Source organism: Methylobacterium bullatum, assembly GCF_014845095.1.
Classification (GTDB): Bacteria; Pseudomonadota; Alphaproteobacteria; order Rhizobiales; family Beijerinckiaceae; genus Methylobacterium; species Methylobacterium bullatum.
On the sequence record NZ_NKUG01000036.1, the window covers coordinates 73,429 to 94,408 of the forward strand.

The 20,980-nt window shown below is 67.3% G+C and carries 19 protein-coding genes; 3 read left to right on the top strand and 16 right to left on the bottom strand.

The features are described 5' to 3' along the window. Positions 1-3 precede the first annotated feature (3 nt). The 6 genes from fabZ to MBTS_RS05050 form a co-directional block, all read right to left on the bottom strand. Positions 4-459: a 3-hydroxyacyl-ACP dehydratase FabZ gene (gene fabZ, locus MBTS_RS05025; RefSeq protein ID WP_373321248.1), complete on the bottom strand. Its 456-nt coding sequence runs from the start codon at positions 457-459 to the stop codon at positions 4-6. A 160-nt stretch (positions 460-619) separates the two neighbouring features. Further along, positions 620-1,684: a UDP-3-O-(3-hydroxymyristoyl)glucosamine N-acyltransferase gene (lpxD, locus tag MBTS_RS05030; protein ID WP_147829123.1), complete on the bottom strand. Its 1,065-nt coding sequence runs from the start codon at positions 1,682-1,684 to the stop codon at positions 620-622. Between the two features lie 47 nt (positions 1,685-1,731). Next, on the bottom strand, positions 1,732-4,317 hold the full coding sequence (gene bamA, locus MBTS_RS05035) for an outer membrane protein assembly factor BamA (protein WP_147829121.1): 2,586 nt from the start codon (positions 4,315-4,317) through the stop codon (positions 1,732-1,734). 353 nt (positions 4,318-4,670) lie between these two features. After that, positions 4,671-5,831: an RIP metalloprotease RseP gene (gene rseP, locus MBTS_RS05040; protein WP_026176144.1), complete on the bottom strand. Its 1,161-nt coding sequence runs from the start codon at positions 5,829-5,831 to the stop codon at positions 4,671-4,673. Between the two features lie 164 nt (positions 5,832-5,995). Beyond that, entirely contained in the window at positions 5,996-7,573 is a 1,578-nt protein-coding gene (locus MBTS_RS05045) for a DHA2 family efflux MFS transporter permease subunit (RefSeq protein WP_056140540.1), read from the bottom strand. Positions 7,574-7,582: 9 nt separating this feature from the next. Next, positions 7,583-8,800: an HlyD family secretion protein gene (locus MBTS_RS05050; RefSeq protein WP_056140889.1), complete on the bottom strand. Its 1,218-nt coding sequence runs from the start codon at positions 8,798-8,800 to the stop codon at positions 7,583-7,585. 89 nt (positions 8,801-8,889) lie between these two features. On the opposite strand from MBTS_RS05050, the gene MBTS_RS05055 reads away from it, so the two are divergent. From MBTS_RS05055 to MBTS_RS05065, 3 genes are all read left to right on the top strand, one after another. After that, entirely contained in the window at positions 8,890-9,579 is a 690-nt protein-coding gene (locus MBTS_RS05055) for a TetR/AcrR family transcriptional regulator (protein WP_210322659.1), read from the top strand. 91 nt (positions 9,580-9,670) lie between these two features. Continuing rightward, a complete protein-coding gene (locus MBTS_RS05060; protein ID WP_192215208.1) occupies positions 9,671-10,969 on the top strand; it encodes an SDR family oxidoreductase in 1,299 nt (432 codons plus the stop codon). A 5-nt stretch (positions 10,970-10,974) separates the two neighbouring features. Continuing rightward, positions 10,975-11,454, top strand: a complete 480-nt coding sequence (locus MBTS_RS05065) for a DUF2269 family protein (RefSeq protein WP_147829111.1) — start codon at positions 10,975-10,977, stop codon at positions 11,452-11,454. A gap of 7 nt (positions 11,455-11,461) precedes the next feature. Here MBTS_RS05065 and dxr read toward each other — a convergent pair whose 3' ends face one another. The 10 genes from dxr to MBTS_RS05115 all read right to left on the bottom strand — a co-directional run bounded on the left by dxr (position 11,462) and on the right by MBTS_RS05115 (position 20,702). Continuing rightward, the gene (gene dxr / locus MBTS_RS05070; RefSeq protein WP_147829109.1) at positions 11,462-12,631 is read right to left on the bottom strand and encodes a 1-deoxy-D-xylulose-5-phosphate reductoisomerase; all 1,170 of its coding nucleotides are present in this window, start codon (positions 12,629-12,631) and stop codon (positions 11,462-11,464) included. Positions 12,632-12,644: 13 nt separating this feature from the next. Continuing rightward, on the bottom strand, positions 12,645-13,511 hold the full coding sequence (locus MBTS_RS05075) for a phosphatidate cytidylyltransferase (protein WP_147829169.1): 867 nt from the start codon (positions 13,509-13,511) through the stop codon (positions 12,645-12,647). Further along, on the bottom strand, positions 13,511-14,356 hold the full coding sequence (locus MBTS_RS05080; RefSeq protein ID WP_018045030.1) for an isoprenyl transferase: 846 nt from the start codon (positions 14,354-14,356) through the stop codon (positions 13,511-13,513). The genes MBTS_RS05075 and MBTS_RS05080 overlap by 1 nt, the downstream gene beginning before the upstream one ends. Before the next feature lie 49 nt (positions 14,357-14,405). Beyond that, positions 14,406-14,969, bottom strand: a complete 564-nt coding sequence (gene frr / locus MBTS_RS05085; RefSeq protein WP_018045031.1) for a ribosome recycling factor — start codon at positions 14,967-14,969, stop codon at positions 14,406-14,408. A 151-nt stretch (positions 14,970-15,120) separates the two neighbouring features. Then, positions 15,121-15,600, bottom strand: coding sequence for a BLUF domain-containing protein (locus MBTS_RS05090; RefSeq protein ID WP_192215209.1), 480 nt, complete (start codon positions 15,598-15,600; stop codon positions 15,121-15,123). A gap of 166 nt (positions 15,601-15,766) precedes the next feature. Then, positions 15,767-16,489 carry a UMP kinase gene (pyrH, locus tag MBTS_RS05095; RefSeq protein ID WP_192215210.1) on the bottom strand — a complete coding sequence of 241 codons (723 nt, stop codon included), beginning with the start codon at positions 16,487-16,489 and terminating at the stop codon, positions 15,767-15,769. A 241-nt stretch (positions 16,490-16,730) separates the two neighbouring features. Beyond that, positions 16,731-17,654, bottom strand: coding sequence for a translation elongation factor Ts (gene tsf, locus MBTS_RS05100; RefSeq protein ID WP_056140520.1), 924 nt, complete (start codon positions 17,652-17,654; stop codon positions 16,731-16,733). A 122-nt stretch (positions 17,655-17,776) separates the two neighbouring features. Continuing rightward, positions 17,777-18,841, bottom strand: coding sequence for a 30S ribosomal protein S2 (locus MBTS_RS05105; protein ID WP_192215211.1), 1,065 nt, complete (start codon positions 18,839-18,841; stop codon positions 17,777-17,779). A 177-nt stretch (positions 18,842-19,018) separates the two neighbouring features. Then, positions 19,019-19,768, bottom strand: coding sequence for a pseudouridine synthase (locus tag MBTS_RS05110; protein WP_056140515.1), 750 nt, complete (start codon positions 19,766-19,768; stop codon positions 19,019-19,021). Between the two features lie 10 nt (positions 19,769-19,778). Continuing rightward, the gene (locus MBTS_RS05115) at positions 19,779-20,702 is read right to left on the bottom strand and encodes a class I SAM-dependent methyltransferase (protein ID WP_018045037.1); all 924 of its coding nucleotides are present in this window, start codon (positions 20,700-20,702) and stop codon (positions 19,779-19,781) included. Positions 20,703-20,980: the final 278 nt, after the last annotated feature.

The window sequence follows — 20,980 nt, forward strand, 5'->3', positions numbered from 1 at the left end:
CGCTCACTCCGTCACCAGCATGGCGCCGATCTCGGCCTCGGCCACGAGGGTGTCACCCACCCGCGCCTGGCCCTTGAACCACCACATGGTCCGGCGCTGGTTCATCTTCGTCATGTGGTACCGCACCGTGTCGCCGGGCACGACGGGCTTGCGGAACTTGCACTTGTCGATGGTCATGAAGAACACCTGCTTGGCCCGCATCTCGTCGGTCTTGATGTGCTGGCAGCAGATGGCGCCGGCGGTCTGGGCCATGCCCTCGATCAGCAGGACGCCCGGGAACACCGGCAGGCCCGGAAAATGCCCGGTGAATTGCGGCTCGTTGAACGAGACGTTCTTGATCCCGATGCAGGAGCGATCCCCGTCGATCTCGATGATGCGGTCGATCATCAGGAACGGGTAGCGATGGGGCAGAAGTTCCAGGATCTTCTGGATGTCGGCCGAGCCCAGATCTTTCGGCATGTCACTCATCGATCGAACAATCCCATGGCGCCCCGGCGCCCCTGACGCCTCGCCCCGAACCTTGGAAGAAAACCGAACGTCGTCATCGGCATAAACGCCAACGGATGCAAGTCTCGGAGAGTCGTGCAGCCGGTCATCCCGTGCCGGGGACGGTTCCGGCTCAGTCCTTGGGGGGCTCGCTCGTGTCGCGGCCCGACTTTTCCGCGAGGCGGGCGAGAGCGGTGAGTTCGCGGAACCAGGTGCGCACGGGCTTGGCCGGCGTACCACCCCAGCGGCTTCCGGGCGGGACGTCCCGGTTGACGTTCGAAGACCCGGCGATCTGCGAGCCCATGCCGATCCGCAGGTGCCCGACCACGCCGACCTGGCCGCCGAGGACCACGTAATCCTCCAACGTGGTCGAGCCGGAAATGCCCACACCCGAGACGATGACGCAGTGGCGCCCGATGACGACGTTATGGGCGATCTGGACGAGGTTATCGATCTTGGTCCCCTCCCCGATCACGGTATCGCGTCCGGCGCCGCGATCGATCGTGGTGTTGGCGCCGATCTCGACATCGTCCTGCACGATGACGCGGCCAGTCTGGGGCACCTTGAGATGCCCGCCCGGTCCCATGGCGAAGCCGAATCCGTCCTGGCCGATGCGCGCGCCGGGATGAAGGATCACGCGGTTACCGACGAGGGCATAGGCCAGGGTCACCCCCGCCCCGATGGAGCAATCGCGGCCGATGCGGACATTGGGGCCGATCACGGCGTTCGGGCCGATGACCGTCCCCGAACCGATCTCGGCACCGGGACCGATCACGGCGCCGGGATCGACGATCACGCCGTCTTCGAGGCGGGCCTTGGGATGGACATGGGCGCCCGGAGATACCCCCTCGGTGGCGAATTGCGAGTGGGGCCGCATGGCCTCCGGGTGGAAGCGCGCCAGCAGGCCGGCATAGACCCGGTACGGATCACGCGTGACCAGGGCCACCGTCGTCGGTGGCACCTTGGCCGCGAAGCGCGGTGAGACGAGGCAGGCCAGCGCCTTCGTCTGCGCCAGGACATCGCCGTAGCGGGCGTTGTCCATATAGGCGAGGTCGCCGGGGCCTGCGGTCTCCAAGGGAGACGCGCCGCCGACCATCGCGCCAGGGTCCGCGCCTTCGGGAAGCGAAATGCCGGCAGCCCCGGCGATGTCGCCGAGGCTGAGGGCCGTGCTGGATGCGAAGAAGATGGGATCAGACATGATGCGACAACGCACGGGCTTCGAGAAGGAAGCCCGTGCGTCTTGGCTCAGAAGCGCGAACCGCCGGAGAAGCGGAAGGCCTGGAGCTGATCCTTGCCGACGCGGCCGAGGAAGCTGCCATCGGCGTTGTAGATCTTCTGGCCCTCGTCCTTGGTCAGGGCGTAGGCGTAATCGAAGCGGATCGGGCCCAGCGGCGAGTTCCACAGGATGGACGCACCGATCGAGGAGCGGATCGTCATCTTGTCGCGGACGTTCAGGCATTCCGGCTCGACGGTGATCGCTCCGGCACCCAGCGCCGTGTAGGCACAGGCCCCGCCGGGTGCGATGCCGTTGATGATCGCGTCGCCGTTCACGTTGAACTGGGTGCGGCTGTTGTAGCCGAACAGCGTACCGGCATCGGCGAAGACGGCGCCCTTCAGACCGAGATCACGCGGAATACCGTAGATCGGGAACTGAACTTCGAGCGTACCGCCGAAGTAAGTCGTACCGCCGACGGCATTCGAACGGGAGTCGGCGCTGCCGACGTCGCGGGGACCGATACCGTTGGGCGCGAAGCCGCGAACGAGCGACGGGCCGAGGAAGTACTGATCGGTGATGCGCAGCTTCTCGTCGGTGAGCGGCGAGATATGGCCGCCCTGGAAGCGGGCGAAGCCGACCACGTCCTCGTAAAATTCCTTGTAGTAGCGAACGTCGCCAGCCACGCGGAAGAACTTCGAGTCACCGCCGAGACCGGCGATTTCGGGTTTCAGCTCGGCATAGAGGCCGTTCCGCGGCTGGGCGAGGTTGTCCAGCGTCGAATAGGCAAGCGTCACACCGGCAAGCGAGGTGAGCGTGTTGCCGGTCGAGCCCTTAAGAGCAATCGAGGCTTCGCCATTGAAGGCACAATTATCCGGGTAGCGCGCCAGACCGCCCGTGTTGAGGCCGGAGACGGGGTCGATCGTGCCCGCCGGGTTCACCGTTGTGAAACCGGGGATCGGGTTCGAACAGTCGTTATACGGCCGCTTGGTGCTGTTCGGGATCGTCAACTCGGTGTTGTAGAGCGAGTAGCGCAAGGTGACGCCGAACTCTTCCGTGATCGGCAGGCCGACGCGGATCTGGCCACCGTAGACGGTGGTCTCATAGCGCGAGTAGCGGGTCAGATCGCTGTACTTGTAGAAGGCGTCGAAGCCGGCGGCGAGGCGGTAACCGAGGAAGTACGGCTCGGTGAAGGAGAAGTCGACGCCGCGGGAGTACTGGCCGCCGGTGCCGGCGACGCGGACATACTGGCCGCGACCGAGGAAGTTCGACTCGGAGACCGAGACTTCGCCGATGATGCCGTCCTGGGTGGAGTAGCCGCCCGCCACCGAGAACGAACCCGTGGGCTGATCCTCGACGTCGATGTTGATGATCACGCGGTCGGCCGACGAGCCCGGCTCGTTGGAGAAACGGACCTTCTTGAAGAAGCCGAGACCATTCAGGCGACGCTCGGCGCGATCGGTGAGAACGCGGTTATAGGCATCACCCTCGGTGAGATCGAGCTCGCGGCGGATGACGTAGTCGCGGGTGCGGGTGTTGCCGCGGATGTTGATGCGCTCGACATAGACGCGCGGGCCGTCCTCGACGACGAAGCCGAGGGCCACGGTGTGGGAGGCGCGGTCGCGCTGGCCGGTGGGGCGGACCTGGGCGAAGGGGAAGCCCTGGCGGGCGACCTGGTTGGTCACACCGGAGAGGGTCTTCTCCACGTCCTCGGCGTTGTAGACGTCGCCCACGGCGGCGCGGACCTCGCCGTCGAGGATCTGGGTGTCGACACCCGGCAGGCGCGAATCGATGGCCACCGCGCCGACGGTGTATTGCTGACCCTCGTCCACGGTGACGGTGATGACCCAGCCGGCATCGCCCTCGCCTTCGACGTAGCGCGCATCGGCATTCACCACCCGGAAATCGGCATAACCGTTCTTCAGGTAGTAGCGGCGCACGAGGTCGAGATCGTTGGTGATCCGGTCGGGATCGTAGACGTCCGAGGTCTTGATGAACGAGAGGAAGTTCATCTCCGACGAGCTCATCAGCTCGCGCAGCTTGCTGTCGGAATAGGCGCTGTTGCCGACGAACTTGATCGCCTTGATGCCGGTCTTGTCGCCTTCCTCGATCACGTAGATCAGGTCGATGCGGCCGTTGGGCAGATCGACGGTGCGGAAGCTCACCTTGGCGGTGCCGCGGCCGGCGCGGCGGTAGATCTCGCGGATGCGCTGAAGATCGGCCTGGACGATGCCCTCGCTGAAGCCGCCGCGGGCCTTGGCCTCGACCTCGGCTTCGAGCGTCCCCTTCTCGACCTTCTTGTTCCCCTCGAACACGACGCGGTTGATGAGGTTGTTCTCGCGCACCGTCACCACCGTCCCGCCGCCGCTGCGCGAGACCTTGACGTCGGAGAACATGCCGCTCGCCAGAAGGTTGCGGCGGGCCTCTTCGGGAGATCCCGAGGCCGTGCCGGTCACGTAGGACCGGATCGTGTCGGCATCGACGCGCTTGTTACCCTGGACGACGATCTGCTGCGCCTGTGCCGTACCGCCCAGAACCAGCCCTGCGGCCGCGGCAGCGACTAGGACGATGGTCCGTTCGGCCGACTTCCGCCGGCGCTTCCCCGTCATCGACATCATGTAATCGCCCGTCTCTATTTATTAACAGTCCGGGTTTGCACCCGCAGACAGGCGGTCGTTGTCCGACCGTCCCGTCACCTGGTCCCAAGCTCAGCTTCTACCGAGTTTCCCGAGCGAAGCAAACGCTCGGACCTGGGCTGTAGGGGGGATTTTGGGGAGACGTGGCCTTCCGGTCACTTAACGGTTCCCGTTCATCGCTCGATAAGGTGAATCAATCGTCAATTTGCAGCAAAAAGCCCGCCCCGAGGACCGGGCGGGCTTTTCGATTATCGAGCTCGATCAAGGCGTTACGGAGACATCCACAGCCTTGCGAGAGACGCGCTCCGCGCCGCCGCGGAGACGATGGCGCCGGGTCAGGAACCCCGTCCGGACCAGGACGCGCCGAGGTTCAGGATGTCGTTCCAGGCGGCGAACAGCATCAGGAACAGCACCAGGGCGAGCCCGATCCGGAAGCCGATCTCCTGGGTCTTCTCGCTCAGGGGACGGCCGCGAACGGCCTCGAACGCGTAGAACAACAGGTGCCCGCCATCGAGGAGGGGGACCGGGAAAAGGTTAAGCAGGCCGATCGACACGGATAGGAGCGCCACGAGGCCGATGAGCCCGCCGACACCGCCGACCTTGGCGACCTCGCCCGAAACGCGGGCGATCCCGATGGGTCCGGAGAGCTGATCGGCGGATTCGCGCCCGGTCACCAGCTTGCCGAGGTAGTTCATCGTCCGGTCGACCACGAAATAGGTCTCCGACACGCCGAGCCCGAGGGATTGGACGAGGCCGTAATGCCGAACCTGGGCGTCGGCGCCGTTCGGTCCCTTGATGCCGAGGCGGCCGAGGCGGTGCTTGCCGAACGGCGTGCGCTCCTCCACCGCGTCGGGAATCGCGGTCAGGGTCTTCGTCTCGCCGCCGCGGTCGACGGTGACGGCGAGGCTGGCGCCGGCGCTGCCGGAGACGGTGCGCTGCATGTCGAGGAAGTTGGTCACCTGCGTCCCGTCGATGGACGTGACGAGGTCGCCGGGCTGGAAGCCCGCCCGCTCGGCCGCACTGCCCGGCATCACGCCGTCGATGCGCGGCGGAAGCTCGTAGCGGCCGGAGACATAGATCGCCCCGGCAAAGAGCGCGATGGCCAGGAGGAAGTTGGCGATGGGTCCGGCGGCGACGATGGCCGCGCGCTTACCCAGGCTCTGGGCCGGGAAACTCGTGGCGCGCTCCTCCGGCGTCATGCGCGCGAGGGCGGCGGGATCGGCCACGCTGGCGCCGTTCGCGTCGCCGTGGAACTTGACGTAGCCGCCGAGCGGGATCGCCGAGACCTTCCAACGGGTACCATGGCGGTCGTTGAAGCCGAAGAGTTCGGGGCCGAACCCAAGGGAGAAGGCATGGACGCCGACCCCGCACCAGCGGCCGACGAGGAAGTGGCCCATCTCGTGGACGAACACCACGATGCTGAGCACGATGACGAAGGGGATCACCGACCCGAAGAAGCCGGAGGCCGTCCCCCCCATCGAAGCTAGAAAGTCCATTCGTCGATCCTCAGGGCCTCGCGAGGGGCCAACACACGTCCATAGCAGATCGGATCGCGGACGAGCGAACGCAAACCGGACGGGGCCGGCGAGATCGTCGCATGCGGCTCGCCCGTCCCCGTATTCCTCGGTGGAGGGTTAAGGGCTCGGCCGGAGCAGTCGTCTCAATGGCCGCCGCCCGCCGGAGCGGCGGCGCGCGGCCGGCGGATCAGCGGCGTCGCGCAGGCCATGGCGAGGAACAGGAAGGTCAGAACCAGGAAGACGTCGGTGAAGCCCATCACCAGACCCTGCATCCGCACCGTGTTCATCATCGCCTTGAGGGCCATGGCGTTGCCGTCGAGGCCCAGCGCATCGAACTGGCGGCGCGTCATGTCGAGCCGCTCCAGCACGGTATTGTTCGTCCAGGTGAAGCGCTCGTGCAGACGGGCGAGATGCAGATCCCAGCGGTCGTTGAGCACGGTGTTGATGAGGGCGAGGCCCACCGCCCCGCCGAGGTTGCGGGTCAGGTTGTAGAGGCCGGACGCGTTCTTCATCCGCGCCGGCGGAAGCGTGCCGAGCGCGATGTTGTTGATCGGGATCATGCACAGCATCAGCGAGCAGCCGCGCAGGACCTGCGGCAGCAGCAATTCCCAGAAATCCCAATCCTTGGTCAGCCCGGTGACGATCCACGTGCCGGCGGCGAAGCCGGTGAAGCCGATCCCCATCAGGATGCGCGGATCGACCTTGCCCGAGAATCGGCCCGCGATGGGCGCGGTGGCGAACATGCACAGGCCTGAGACGAACATCGTCTCGCCGATCTGCAGGGCGGAGTAGCCGCGCACGCGTCCGAGATAGACCGGGTAGAGATAGGTCAGGCCGTAGAGGCCGATGCCGAGGACGAAGCTGAAGATGCAGCCCGCCGCGAAGTTGCGGTCGGAGAAGGCGCGCAGGTCGACGATGGGCTCTGCCGCCGTGAGCGCGCGCCAGAAGAAGGCGACACCGCCCACGACGCAGACGATGGCGCAGGCGAAGACCGCCTCGTCCTGAAGCCAGTCGTGGTTCGGCCCCTCCTCCAACACGTATTCGAGGCAACCGAGGAAGGCGGCCATGAAGGCGAGACCGAACCAGTCGAAGCGCTTGAACAGGTCGAGGTTGGGCTCGTCGAAATCGACGAGCAGGTAGGTCGAGACGGTGACGACGATGCCCGGCACCACGTTGATGAGAAACAGCCAGTGCCAGTCGAACGCATCCGTCAGATAGCCGCCCACGGTCGGGCCGATGGTGGGGGCGAGCGTCGCCACGAGGCCGATCATCGGCGAGACGATGGGGCGCTTGGAGGGCGGGAAGATCGTAAAGGCCGAGGCGAAGACGGTAGGGATCATGCCGCCGCCGATGAAGCCCTGCAGCGCCCGCCACAGGATCATCTCGTTGATCGAGGTCGAGGTCGCGCACATCAGGCTCATCAGGGTGAAGCCGCCGGCCGAGACCACGAACATCCAGCGGGTCGAGATCACCCGCGACAGGAAGCCGGAGAGCGGGATCGCGATGACCTCGGCGATGAGATAGCTGGTCTGGACCCAGGGGATCTCGTCGCCCGAGGCAGAGAGCCCGGCCTGGATCTCGGCCAGCGATGCCGAGACGATCTGGATGTCCAGGATGGCCATGAACATCCCGAACACCATGCAGACGAAGGCCACCATGCGACGGCGATCGAGGGGCGGCTCGGCGGCGGGTGCCGGCGCGATGGTGGCGGTAGCGGCCATGATCGGCCCCTAATGCCGCCACGCCGTGCGGACGGGCTCGCCCCCGTCGCGGGTATCGACACGCACGGTGACGGAGAGACCCGGACGCAGGAGCCCCTCATGGGCGACGTCCGCCGGCACGTGGATACGCACCGGAAGGCGCTGCACGATCTTAGTGAAATTGCCGGTAGCGTTGTCCGGCGGCAGCAGGCTGAAGACCGAGCCCGAGGCCGGTGACAGGGATTCGACCTCACCCACGATGTCCTGACCGGGATAGGCGTCCACCGCGATATGGACGCGCTGACCGGGATGCATTCGCTCGACCTGCGTCTCCTTGAAGTTCGCGTCGATCCGCACGCTCTCCAGGGGAACGAGGGCGGCGACCCGCGAGCCCGGCGCGACATAGGCGCCCGCCTCCACGGCCTTGTTGCCGACGACGCCGTCGAAGGGGGCCTGGATCACCGTGAAGGAGAGGTCGCGGGCGGCCCTGTCCTCGGCGGTCTTCAGTTCGGCCGCGAGCCCTTCCGCCTCCCGGCCCTGAGCCCGCAGCACCTCGACATTGGCTTTCATCATGGCGAGGTTCGCCTCGGCGCCCTTCACCGTGGCCTCGGTGCGGTTACGGTCGGCCAGAGCCTGCTCGATCCGAGATTTGGCGACGAAATCGACCTTCTCCAGCTGCTGCTGGCGGGCGTAATCGGCGGCGGCGCGAATGGAATCGGCCTTGGCCGCATCGATCTGCGCTGCGCTCTGGAGGATCTGGGCCTGCGCGGCCTCCACCTGCCGGCCGATGCGGGCGATGGTGGCCTGCTGCGTCAGGAGCTTGTCATGCGCGGCTTGGGCGGCGAGGCGATAATCGCCGTCGTCGAGGCGGGCGATCACGTCGCCCTTCCGCACCGCCTGCCCGTTCATCACCGGCACGGCGGCGAGATAGCCGGGAACCTTGGCGGCGAGGATCGAGATGTCGGCCTGGACATAGGCGTCGTCGGTGGAGACGAAGAAGCGTCCCACCGTCCACCATTCGTAGCCCTTGTAACCGCCGCCGGCGAGGCCGAGGACGACGAGGCTCGCCAGGATGGCCTTGCGCAGAGGACGTCGCTTCGCAGGTGATGCGACCGCTCCGGCCGGCGGCGCGGTCGGCGGTCCGGCCACGACGGGGATCGCCGGCGAGGCCACCGGCGCCACGACATCGTCGGAATTAACCGCCCCCGAGGACGCGTCGCGGTGCCCATCATCGTCACGCAGAGACATGATCCCGTCCCGAAACAAATGAATTGACCGAACCGTTCGGTCAATTTCGGCATCGGATTGACCGAGGCCGTCGATTGCACCTAGTTAGGATGACTGAACGGTTCGGTCAATCGGAGGGAGAGGTGGTGGCAGGCGGAGGGGACGTTCCAACGTCGAACGGGACGGGCGCTAGAAACCCGGCGGAGACCGATAAGCGTCGGCAGATCCTCGACGGCGCGCGCTCGGTCTTCATGGCCTCGGGCTTCGACGGAGCCAGCATGGGCGAGATCGCCAAGGCGGCAGGCGTGTCGAAGGGCACGCTCTACGTCTATTTCGACAGCAAGGAGGCGTTGTTCGAGGCGCTGACCCTGGAGGAGAAGCGCGGCCTCGCCGAGGCTTTATTCCAGCTCGATGCCGACGATCCGGACGTGCGCGGGGTTCTCACCCGGCTCGGCGAGACCTACCTCGTCCACATGATCCGTCCGGACCACGTGGCGATCATCCGGATGGTGATCGGGGCGACGGAGAAGTTTCCGCGCTTCGGCCAGGCCTTCTACGAGGCCGGCCCGGCACAGGGGGTGGCGCGGCTCACCGCCTATCTCGACCGCCAGGTGGCGGCGGGTCGTTTGCGCCGCGCGGATACGGAACTCGCCGCCAAGCACTTCCTGCATCTGTGCCAGGCCGGGCTGCTGACGCGCCTGCTCTTCGCGGCGGGCGGTCCGGTGACGCAAGGCGAGATCGCGCCCCGCGTGAGCGAGGCCATCCGCGTGTTCTTCGCGGCCTACGGGCCCGAGGATTGACGGGTTTCCGCCTCGCGAACGGTCACGCTTGATTTAGGCAAACCTGCCAAGGGTGGGCCGAGACGCGATCGGAGCGGTGGATCACCGATAGATGCGAATCCTGGTTCTCGGAGGCTACGGCCTCATCGGCTCGGCGGTGGTCTCCCGCTGCCTCGCCGCCGGCCATGCGGTGACGGGTCTGGGGCGGGACGTCCGGTCAGCGCGATGGCGTCACCCCGATGCCGACTGGATCGCGTGCGACATCGCGAGACTGGCCGAGCCGGAGGATTGGACAACGATCCTCACCGGGTTCGACGCCGTGGTGAACTGCTCGGGCGCCTTGCGGGACGGCCCGCGCGACGATGTGCGCGCCGTCCAAGCGGTCGCCATGCGCGCCCTGTTCGCCTGCTGCCGGCAGATGGGCATCCGGCGAATCGTCCAGGTTTCGGCCGTGGGAGCCTCGCCCGATGCCCCCACCGAATTCATGCGCAGCAAGGCCGAGGCCGATGCGGCCCTTTGCGCCCTCGATCTCGACTGGGTGATCCTGAGGCCCGGCCTCGTCGTCGCGCCCGTCTCCTACGGCGCCACCGGCCTGATACGCGGGTTGGCGTCGCTTCCGGTGGCCTTCACGCGGATGCCCTCTCTCCGGCCGATCCAGACCGTCCATGTGCAGGACGTAGCGGGGGCGGTCCTCCTCGCGGTGGAGGGAGGGATCGCCGTACGGGCGCAGTACGACCTCGTCGAGGATCAAGGCCACACCCTGCCGGACATCGTCGCGGCCTACCGCGCCTGGCTCGGGCGCCCTCCGGCCCCGCTCGCGCTGCCGGTCTCGTCCTGGCTCCTCCGGGCCGGTTTCCGCATGGGCGATCTTGTCGGCCGACTCGGCTGGCGGACTCCCATCCGCATCACGGCTCTGCGCCAGATCGAGGCCGGCATCGACGGAGATCCGACCGCCTGGGAGCGGGTCGCGGGCTCACCGCTCTCCTCCCTGTCGGAGAGCCTTCGGCGGATGCCGTCCGGGGTGCAGGAACGCTGGTTCGGCCGGCTCTGGCTCCTGAAGCCGGCGATCCTCGCCACGCTCTCGCTGTTCTGGCTGCTCTCGGGCCTGATCGCCCTGACGCATCTCGACGCCGCCATGGCGGCGATGACCGACCACGGCATCGATGCGGTGACGGCGCGGGTCACGGTGCTCGCCGGGATTTTCGTCGACCTGGCGCTGGGGGCCGCGATCCTGGTGAGGCGCACCATGCCGCTCGCCGCCCTCGGCATGGCGGCGATGACGGGGATCTACCTCTTCTTCGGCTCGGCCATCGCCGCCGGCCTCTGGCTCGATCCCCTCGGCGCCTATCTCAAGACCCTGCCCGGGGCGATGCTGGCCCTCGTGGCCTATGCGCTGGCCGACGAGCGCTGACCCCGATGGAGTACGTCGATCTCCTGCGCTGGCTGCACGTCATCGGCGCGACGATCCTACTGGGCACCGGGGCCGGCATCGCCTTCTTCATGACGATGGCGCACCGCACGGGACGGCCCGACCTGATCGCCCATGTGGCGGGGACGGTGGTCGTCGCCGACACGCTCTTCACGGCGACGGCGGCGGTCATCCAACCGGTGACGGGTTGGCTGCTGGCACGCGCGGTGGGCTGGCCCCTCTCCGAGGGATGGATCGCCCTGTCGCTGATTCTCTACGTCGTCATCGGCTTGTTCTGGCTGCCGGTCGTCAGGATCCAGACGACCTTGCGCGATCTCGCCGGGGCTGCGGCGGCATCCGGAATGCCCCTGCCGCCGCGCTATCACAGGCTGTACCGGATCTGGTTCGCCTGCGGTTTTCCCGCCTTCGCCGCCATTCTCGCCATCGTCTGGCTGATGACGGCGAAACCGCGATTCGCCCTATTCTGAGCTGACCTCAGGCGGCCGAAGGCAGCGCCTTGGCGCTCCAGGCGCGGACATGGGCGTCGATGGCCAGAGCCTCGTCCACGTCGGCGGGCGCGCTGCGATACTCCGGGGCGAAATGCTCGCAGGCTCGCTCCACCAATTCGGCGATGCCGTAGAAGTCGATCTCGCCGCGGATGAAGGCGGCCACGGCGATCTCGTTGGCGGCGTTCATCACTGTCGGGGCGGCACCGCCCTCCGCGAGCGCCGCGCGGGCGATGCGCAGGCAGGGGAAGCGCGCCTCGTCCGCTGCCTCGAAGGTGAGGCTGCCGACGGCGGCGAGATCGAGGGAGCGTCCCCGCTCGATGGTCAGGCGGTCGCCGAGGCCGAGACAATGGGCGATGGGGACGCGCATGTCAGGCATGGCGAGACCGGCCGTCACGGCGCCGTCGCGCCAGGTGATGAGGCCGTGCACGATGGATTGCGGATGCACGATCACGTCGAGGCGCTCGGCCTCGATGGCGAACAGGTGATGCGCCTCGATGAGTTCGAGGCCCTTGTTCATCAGCGACGCCGAATCGATGTTGATCTTCATTCCCATCGACCAGGTCGGATGAGCCGCGGCCTCGGTGGGCGAGGCCGCCGCGATGCGCTCCCGCGTCCAGGTGCGGAACGGGCCGCCGGAGGCGGTGATGGTCATCTTGGTCACGTCGGAGACACGGCCGTCTCCGAGAGCCTGCGCCAGGGCGTTGTGCTCGGAATCCACGGGCAGCAGCGTCGCCTTGAACCGCGCGGCATCGCGCATGAACGCATCGCCGGCGCAGACGAGGCTCTCCTTGTTGGCGAGCGCCACCGTGCGGCCGAGGCGCAGGGCGGCATGGGTCGGCCGCAGGCCGGCCGCGCCGCTCACCGCCGCCACGACGATGTCGGCGTCACGGGCCACGGCTTCGAGGACGGCGCTATCGCCTGCCCCATTGGCGATGCCGGTGCCGGAAAGCGCGTCGCGCAGGGCCGCCCCCTGGCTCTCGTCGGCGAGCGCGGCGAAATCTGCGCCGATCTCACGGGCGAGCTTTGCCAAAGCGGCGGCGTCGCGGCCACCGACGAGGGCGCCGATCCGGAAGCGCCCGGGATGTTGCGCCAGGAGGTCGGTGGTGGAACGACCGATGGACCCGGTGGCGCCGAGGATGGTGACGGTATGGGTCAACGAATCGATTCCTTCAGACCACCGCCAGGCGGTGGGCGATGAGATAGAGGCCGGCGAGGACGGCCACGGCGAAGAAGCCGTCGAGCCGATCCATGACACCGCCATGGCCCGGGATCGAACGGCCCGAATCCTTGACGCCGTAATGACGCTTGAGACCTGATTCGGCGAGATCGCCGGCCTGACTCAGGATGGACGCGAGGGCACTCGTGATGGCGACCGCGACGAGGGGGGCGTTCGCCAGACTGCTCCACCCCTGCGAGCGCGCGGCCATCACCAGCAGGGTGCCGGCGGCGATGCCCGCCACAAGGCCGCCGAGGGAACCGGACCACGTCTTCTTGGGGCTCACGGACGGCATCAGCTTCGGCCCGCCGAAGGTCCGGCCGGTGATGTAGGCGACGATGTCGGTGGACCAGACCACGGCGAACATCCAGGCCGGGCCGAAGATGCCGATGGCCGGGTCGTCGCGCAGGGCCGGGGGAACCAGGGCCAGCACGGCGGCGCTGAGGAAGCCGATGAGGACGCGGCCCCGCCCGCCGGAATCCCTCACGGTGACGAGGAGCGCCACGAGGGCGGCGCCGGTGACCGCGAGCCAGATCGGCGGCGACGCATCAAGGCGCAGGCAGAGGGCGAGGCCGGCCAGCCCCAGGCCCGTGATCGCAACGGTAGGCCTGAGCGGCGCGATCCGGCTGATCGTGATCCATTCGCCCGCGAAGACGATGCCGGCGATGAGCCAGATGGCGGCGAAGGCCCAGCCGCCGAGGAACAGCGTGGTGAGCACGATGGTCGCCAGCACGATGGCTGAGGCGGTCCGCAGCTGGAACTCGCGGCCGCCGAGGGGGCCACGCCTCGGCGCAGACGCCGCGTCGCCGGGCGAGACCATCACCCGGCCTTGCCGCTGAGGCCACCGAAGCGGCGGTCGCGGCGATGATACTCGTCGATGGCCGCATGGAAGCAGGCGTGATCGAAATCCGGCCAGAATTCCGGCACGATCACGTATTCGGCGTAGGCCGTCTGCCACGTCAGGAAGTTCGACAGGCGCTGCTCGCCGGAGGTCCGAATGACGAGGTCGGGATCGGGAATGCCGGTGGTGTCGAGGGCTTGGGTGATGGCTTCGAGGCCGATCTCGGCGGGGCTCATCCGCCCGTCGGCCACGGCCTGGGCGAGGGTCCGGACCGCCCGGAGGATCTCCTGGCGCCCGCCGTAATTGAAAGCGATCACCAGGGTGAGGCCGGTATTGCCGCGGGTCCGCGACTCGGCCTCGTCGAGCAGGGCGGCGATATCGGTGCTCAGGCCCTCGCGGGCGCCGATGATCTTGACGCGCACGTTGTTGCCGTGGAGCTCGGCGAGGTCGCGGCGCACGAACAGCTTCAGCAGGCCCATGAGATCGGCGATCTCGGCCGGTGGCCGGCGCCAGTTCTCGGAGGAGAAGCTGTAGATCGTCAGATAGGAAACGCCGAGTTCGATCGCGGAGCGGACCGCGCGACGGACGGCCTCGACGCCGCGGCGATGCCCCTCCACACGCGGCAGACCACGGCGCGCGGCCCAGCGGCCGTTGCCATCCATGATGATGGCCACATGGGCGGGTGCCGCCGGACGGGTGACGGGAGACGGGCCGGCCCCCGACGGCGCGGCATCGCGCGAGGCGAGGCCGACCGTGGCAGCGGCCGCATCCCTATCCCCGGCCGCAGATACCTCGATCTGACGCGCGCCCTCTGAGCGACCCAACGCGCTTCTCCCCGTCCCTGATTCCGTCGATTCCATACCTGTCCGAAACCTAGACCTGCATGATTTCCTTTTCCTTCGAGGCGAGAACGCCGTCGATCTCGGCGATGTGCTGGTCGGTCACCTTCTGCACCTCGGTGGCCTGACGCTTCTCGTCGTCCTCGCTGATGGCGCTGTCCTTCTCGAGCTTCTTGAGATGGTCGAGCGCATCGCGGCGGACGTGGCGGACCGCGACGCGGGCCTCCTCGGTGTATTTGTGGGCGACCTTGACCATTTCCTTGCGGCGCTGCTCGTTCATCTCCGGCACGCGCAGGCGGATGGTCTGGCCTTCGGTCTGGGGGTTCAGCCCGAGATCGGATTCGCGGATGGCCTTCTCCACGGCAGCGACCATGCTCCGGTCCCAGACCGAGATCGACAGGAGGCGCGGTTCGGGCACGCTCACCGTGGCGACCTGGGCCATCGGCATCGACGACCCGTAGGCATCGACGTTGATCGGATCGAGGATGCTCGGAGTGGCGCGTCCGGTGCGCAGGGAGCCGAGATCCTTCGACAAGGCGCTCACGGCGCCCTGCATCCGGCGCTTGATATCGTTCAGGTCGAACTCTGGGGTCGCCATACTGTGTGTCCCGACGAAATTAGGGAGAAAGGGCGTTGGGCCGCCGGGGCCCGTGCGTGCGGCCTCAATGAACCAAAATCCGACAGGTCGCAAATGGCGTTCGCAGCTGCGGCGGATCAAATCGCCGGTGCGAGCCGGGTTCGCGATCGGCCTATGGCGCGACCGGCTTCATCGGCACGATCCCCGGCTGGCCCGAGCGCTGCACGAAATGGCTCGCATCGAGTTCCGTGAACGCCCGGAGCAGGGCGATGATGGACGTCGCGGACATCTCCGTGGGGTCGAACTTCGCGGTGGGACCGTATTGGAGATAGAGGGCGTTGAGGGCCTCCGAACGGCCGGCATAACCCACCGTCCATCCCCCCAACGAACGCTGCTGCACCGGGGCGGCCGAGACGAGGACCATGCCGCTGTGACGGCTGTCCGCCGCTAGGGTCCAGAGCTGCTCCGAGATCGTCGATGCCTCGCCCTCCATGGCCTGGAGGAAGAAATCCTCGTTGAACACAAGGGCCCCGGTCATGCCGGACGCGCGATCGTAGCGGCTGCAGGAGGCCAGGATGTCCCGGACCATGTCGCGCATCGAACCACCCGTCAGCTTGACGAGATTCCGGCTATAGAAAACGATCTGCGACAAGGGCATCGACTATGCTCGGTAGCCGCTTCGGGCGTGCGGCAAGCGTTCCCTTGCCCAGGACGACCTAAAATCCTCAAGAAACCCTGAGTGCAGAAGCATCGATCGACTGACAGACCGCCGCGCATCAACTCGGCACGGCCAATCCGATACTTGAGACAGGGTGCCGTCAGGGCACGACATGCGTCGAAGGGGCGTTCCCGGTGAGGATCGCGGTCACCGAACTCGGCGCGTGGACCGAGCCGACGACGATGGAGATGCGGCTCTCGCGGGCGAGAGCGAAGGCGGCGGTATCCATGATCTTGAGATCGCGGGCGATGGCATCGTCATGGGTCAGGCGATCGAACCGCACCGCCGACGGGTCCTTCTTCGGATCGGCCGAATAGACACCGTCCACCTGGGTCGCCTTGAGCACGGCTCCGCAGCGCAGTTCGGCCGCGCGCAGGACGGCGGCGGTGTCGGTGGTGAAATACGGGTTGCCGGTGCCGCCGGCGAGGACGACCACCTGGCCCTTGTCGAGATGGTGAAGGGCCGGCTGGCGCGCATAGGTCTCGCAGATGGTCGGCATCGACACGGCGGACATGGTGCGGGCGGGCACGCCGGCGGCATTGAGCGCCGTCTCCAGGGCGAGGGAGTTCATCACCGTGGCGATCATGCCCAGCGAGTCGCCGGTGGCCCGGTCGATCCACCCCGCCGACGAGATGCGCGCGCCCCGGATCATGTTGCCGCCCCCGACCACGAGAGCGACCTGGAAGCCGGCCTCCAGGGTCCTGGCGATATCGTCCGCCAGGGCCGCGAGAAGCGGGGGATGCAGCCAATACCCGTCCGGGGCGGCCAGGGCCTCGCCCGACAGTTTCACGAGCACGCGGCGAAACGGTTTGGTCTTCGACATGGCGCCAGTCCCCTCGAGCACCGGCGCAAGGCCGAACGATCCAATCGGAAGTGTCCGCTGTCTATCGCAAGGCGGTCGCGCAGGTCGAGGGCCAGGACGCCGTTAGCGCGTCATCCCCCATCACGCTCCCAAACCTGTGGAGAGACGCGACGAGGCCGGGGGACCGGAAACGCGAAACGGGCGGCGGCATCGCTGCCGCCGCCCGTGTCACAGGGAGACCCGTCTCGGATCGAAGGCCGTATCAGCCGCGGGCGGCGGCGGCGACTTCGGTGGCGAAATCGGGGGCTTCTTCCTTCTCGATGCCCTCGCCGAGGGCGTAGCGCACGAAGGCCGTGAGCTTGACCGGCGCGCCGGCCTTGCCCTCGGCTTCCTTCAGCACCTGCGTGATCGTCTTGGAGCCGTCATGGACGAAGGGCTGCTCCAGGAGGGTGACCTCCTTGTAGTAGCTCTTCAGGCCGCTCTCGACGATCTTGGCGAGCACGTGGTCCGGCTTGCCGGCGTTCTTCTCGCGCAGGATGTTGCTCTCACGCTCCAGCACGGCCTGATCGACGCCCGCTGCGTCGAGGGCCACCGGGTTGGTGGCCGCGACGTGCATGGCGATCTGACGGCCGAGAGTGGAGAGAACCTCCACATCGCCCTCCGATTCGAGAGCCACCAGCACGCCGATCTTGCCGAGGCCGTCGGCGACCTGGGCATGGACGTAGGACGCGATCACGCCCTTGGTCACGTCGAGCTTGGCGACGCGGCGCAGGGTCATGTTCTCGCCGATGGTGGCGATGAGGCTGGAGAGCGTCTCCTTGATCGTCGTGGAGCCGCCGGGGAAGTGCGCGGCCTCGAGGCCTTCGAGGGTGCCGTCGGTGTCGAGGGCGAGCTTGGCGGCCTCGCGGGCGAAGCCCTGGAAGCTGTCGTTGCGGGCCACGAAGTCGGTCTCGGAATTCACCTCGACGATGGCGGCGTGATGGCCCGACGATTCGACGGCCACGAGGCCCTCGGCGGCGACGCGGCCGGCCTTCTTGGCGGCCTTGGCGAGGCCCTTCTTACGCAGCCAGTCGACGGCGGCTTCGATGTCGCCGTCCGTCTCGTTGAGTGCGCCCTTGCAGTCCATCATGCCCGCGCCGGTCTTTTCGCGGAGCTCTTTCACCAATGCGGCGGTGATGTTGGCCATGGCGAGTCCTCTCTTCGGGTCTGTCTCAAATGATAAAGGAGCCCGACGCTAGGGTCAGCGCCGGGCTTCGGGGATGGTTTCGACGTCAGCGGCGGCGTCCCGTCACCGGGATGCCTGTGCGATCAAACGGCGGCAGCGGCCTCGGCGAAGCCACGGGCCTGATCGACCCAGCCGTCGCGGCTGATACGGCCGTTGAGCTTCAGGTCGGCATCGACCTTCGCGACTTCCGCGTCGGTCATCGCGGCGATCTGCCAGTAATGGTAGACGCCGGCATCGTTGAGCTTCTGCACGATCTGCGGGCCGGCACCGTGGAGCTTGGACAGGTCGTCCGGAGCGCCGCGGGGAGCGGAGAGCAGTTCGAAATGCTCGGTGGACTCGACGAGTGCGGCCACGTCGGCCGGGTCGAGAGCACCGGATTCCACCGAGATGGCAGCCTCTTCCTGCGGGAGTTCCTCGGCGACGGGAGCCTCGGAGGCGCCGAGATCGATGCCGCTGGAGCCCTGGCCACGCGAGATGCCGTCGATGGCGGCGCGGGCGATGAGGTCGCAATAGAGCGAGATCGCGCGGCCGGCATCGTCGTTCGCCGGGACGACGTAGGTGATGCCGTCGGGGTTGCAGTTGGTGTCGACGATGGCCGCCACCGGGATCCCGAGGCGCTGGGCCTCCTTGATCGCGAGCTGCTCCTTGTTGGTGTCGATCACGAACAGCAGGTCGGGCACGCCGCCCATGTCCTTGATGCCGCCGAGAGCCTTCTCGAGCTTGTCCTTCTCACGGGACAGCATCAGGCGCTCCTTCTTGGTGAGGCCCTGGCCACCACCTTCGAGGGTCTCGTCGACCTTGCGCAGACGGGCGATCGAGCCCGAGATGGTCTTCCAGTTGGTCAGCATGCCGCCGAGCCAGCGGGAGTTGACGTAGTACTGGGCCGAACGCTTGGCGGCTTCCGCGATCGTGTCGGCGGCCTGACGCTTGGTACCGACGAACAGCACGCGGCCGCCCTTGGCCACGGTGTCGCTCACGGCCTGGAGGGCCTGGTGAAGAGCCGGCACGGTCTGGGCCAGATCGATGATGTGGATGTTGTTGCGGGTACCGAAGATGTAGGTCTGCATCTTCGGGTTCCAGCGGTGGGACTGGTGTCCGAAATGGGCGCCCGCTTCGAGGAGCTGACGCATCGTGAAATCAACGGCCATGATCTTGTTCTCTTCCGGTTGATGCCGCCGCGGAGGAAGCGACCGCCCCTCGAAAGGAACGATCACCGGAAACGCCTCATTCAGGCATGAGGCCGGCTCCGCGTGTGGAATGGGCGGGGCCTTAGCAGAGGATATCTGCCGAGGCAAGGCTATGCGAAGGACATCGCAGGCAGCGAATCAGGCAGCTGGTGCCTCGCCGAACAAGGCGGCGACATCCCCCTTGGTGAGGATGCGGTAGGCGCCGGCTTCCAGGTCGGCCGGCAGGGTCAGGCCGCCGATGCGGTCGCGATGCAGGGCGGTGACGTGGTTGCCGAGCGCCGCGAACATGCGGCGGACCTGATGATAGCGGCCCTCATGCAGGGTCACGACCACATGGGTCTCGTCCTCGACTTCCATCTCCACCGGCAGGAGCGGCTTGTCCTCTCCTTCGAGCAGCATCGAGCCGCTGCCCAGCACCATGACCTCGTCGCCCTTGAGCGGACGGTCGAGGGCGACACGGTAGCGCTTGGCGACTTTCGATTTCGGCGAAATCACCTTGTGCAGGAAAGGCCCGTCATCGGTGAGGAGCAGGAGACCGGAGGTTTCCTTGTCGAGGCGGCCGATGGTGGAGAGGGCCGGGTCGCGCCTTCGCCAGCGCTCTGGAAGGAGCCCGTAGACCAGGGGACCGGCCTCCTTGTGAGAGCAGGTGACGCCCAGCGGCTTGTTCATCATCAAGGCGAGGCCGGGCGGCGGATCCAGGGGATCGCCATCGACGACCATGCGCTCCGACAGATCCGGCGTCGCGGCGATGCGCTGGCTCGCGTCCCGTAAAGGCGCGCCGTCGAGCACGACGAGGCCGGCCTTGGCGAGAAGGCCGATCTCCCGGCGCGAGCCGTAACCGAGATTCGCCAGCAGGCGATCGAGCCTGAGGCTCGGGCTCTTACTCACGAAGGCACGCTCACTTGCGCGCTTCGTAGATCTTGTAGCCGCCGGCCGAGGCCCTCAGCGTGACGGCCTTGAAGGCGGCCTTCAGGGGTGCCTCGTAGGGCAGGTGCGCATTGGCCGTGAGCCAGAGCGTGCCGCCTGGCCTCAACGTCTCGGCGGCGCGACGGATGAAGACCTCGCCGAGGAAACGGTCCTCGATCCCGCCATCGTGGAAGGGCGGGTTCATCACCACAAAGTCGAGACGCTCCAGGGTGACGTCGGTGGAGCGGATGTCGGCCCAGCGGATGTCGGCGCGGGGATCGCCCACGTTGCGGCGGGCCATCTCCACGGCGCGCCGGTCGATGTCGATCAGGGTCAGCGCGGTGACCCCCTGGGAGGCGAGGACGGCACGGGCGAGGACGCCGATACCGCAGCCGAAATCGGCACCCCGGCCGGACAGGGCCGGCAGGTTGGCCAGAAGCAGCGCCGTGCCCGGATCGAGCCGGTCCCAGGAGAAGACGCCGGGCTGCGTGCACAGGGCGAGGTTGTCGATATGGCGGGGGGCGCCTTCCTGGATCACCTCGTCGAGGTCGATGATCGCGGCGGGCCGGGCGACCTCGCAGATCCGGTGATGCCGCTTGGCGGTCTCGGCCGGCTCGCAGCCGAACTCCTTCAGCTCTCGGCCGAGGCGGGCGCCGCCCTTGTCCTTCGGCGCCAGGGCACGCAGACGACCGCCCGGACGCAGGGCGCGCAACGACAGGGAGAGTGCGTAGCGCCGCTCGATCGTCCCCGCCGGGGCCAGCATGGTCACGCTCTCGAGGCTGCCCTCGGCGATGTCCTCGAGCCGGACCGATCCGGGGATCAGCGGCGAGAGTTGGGCCGCTCCTGCGGACACGTCGGCGAGTTCGGCGGGAGGTGAACCATAGACGGCATCCGGGACGGTGGGAGAAGGCATCATTGATGGATCCGGCGCGACAGCACGCGCGCCTCGAGAGTTGGGCGTTGAGAGGAGGATAGAGAGGTCCGCGACTCGGAATCGGGTGCGGCTTCGTGATTGGTAGCCGGCGATGGCCTCGTTGGAAAGGTTATCTTCGCGGCATCCGCCAAATTCGCAAAATCGAGCGAATCGGTTGGCAACAGCCTGTCAAGTCATTGCCAAGCTGTTCTGTACGGAATCATTCAAAGCAGGCCTTTCAATTGCAACTCCGCCTTGAGAACCCCAACCTTCCGCGAAAC

Bases quoted from the DNA above. Each gene is read 5' to 3' on its own strand.
- fabZ (WP_373321248.1), bottom strand. From the start codon at position 459: ATGCCGAAAGATCTGGGCTCGGCCGACATCCAGAAGATCCTGGAACTT.
- lpxD (WP_147829123.1), bottom strand. From the start codon at position 1,684: ATGTCTGATCCCATCTTCTTCGCATCCAGCACGGCCCTCAGCCTCGGC.
- bamA (WP_147829121.1), bottom strand. From the start codon at position 4,317: ATGATGTCGATGACGGGGAAGCGCCGGCGGAAGTCGGCCGAACGGACC.
- rseP (WP_026176144.1), bottom strand. From the start codon at position 5,831: ATGGACTTTCTAGCTTCGATGGGGGGGACGGCCTCCGGCTTCTTCGGG.
- MBTS_RS05045 (WP_056140540.1), bottom strand. From the start codon at position 7,573: ATGGCCGCTACCGCCACCATCGCGCCGGCACCCGCCGCCGAGCCGCCC.
- MBTS_RS05050 (WP_056140889.1), bottom strand. From the start codon at position 8,800: ATGTCTCTGCGTGACGATGATGGGCACCGCGACGCGTCCTCGGGGGCG.
- MBTS_RS05055 (WP_210322659.1), top strand. From the start codon at position 8,890: ATGACTGAACGGTTCGGTCAATCGGAGGGAGAGGTGGTGGCAGGCGGA.
- MBTS_RS05060 (WP_192215208.1), top strand. From the start codon at position 9,671: ATGCGAATCCTGGTTCTCGGAGGCTACGGCCTCATCGGCTCGGCGGTG.
- MBTS_RS05065 (WP_147829111.1), top strand. From the start codon at position 10,975: ATGGAGTACGTCGATCTCCTGCGCTGGCTGCACGTCATCGGCGCGACG.
- MBTS_RS05075 (WP_147829169.1), bottom strand. From the start codon at position 13,511: ATGGTCTCGCCCGGCGACGCGGCGTCTGCGCCGAGGCGTGGCCCCCTC.
- frr (WP_018045031.1), bottom strand. From the start codon at position 14,969: ATGGCGACCCCAGAGTTCGACCTGAACGATATCAAGCGCCGGATGCAG.
- pyrH (WP_192215210.1), bottom strand. From the start codon at position 16,489: ATGTCGAAGACCAAACCGTTTCGCCGCGTGCTCGTGAAACTGTCGGGC.
- tsf (WP_056140520.1), bottom strand. From the start codon at position 17,654: ATGGCCAACATCACCGCCGCATTGGTGAAAGAGCTCCGCGAAAAGACC.
- MBTS_RS05105 (WP_192215211.1), bottom strand. From the start codon at position 18,841: ATGGCCGTTGATTTCACGATGCGTCAGCTCCTCGAAGCGGGCGCCCAT.
- MBTS_RS05115 (WP_018045037.1), bottom strand. From the start codon at position 20,702: ATGATGCCTTCTCCCACCGTCCCGGATGCCGTCTATGGTTCACCTCCC.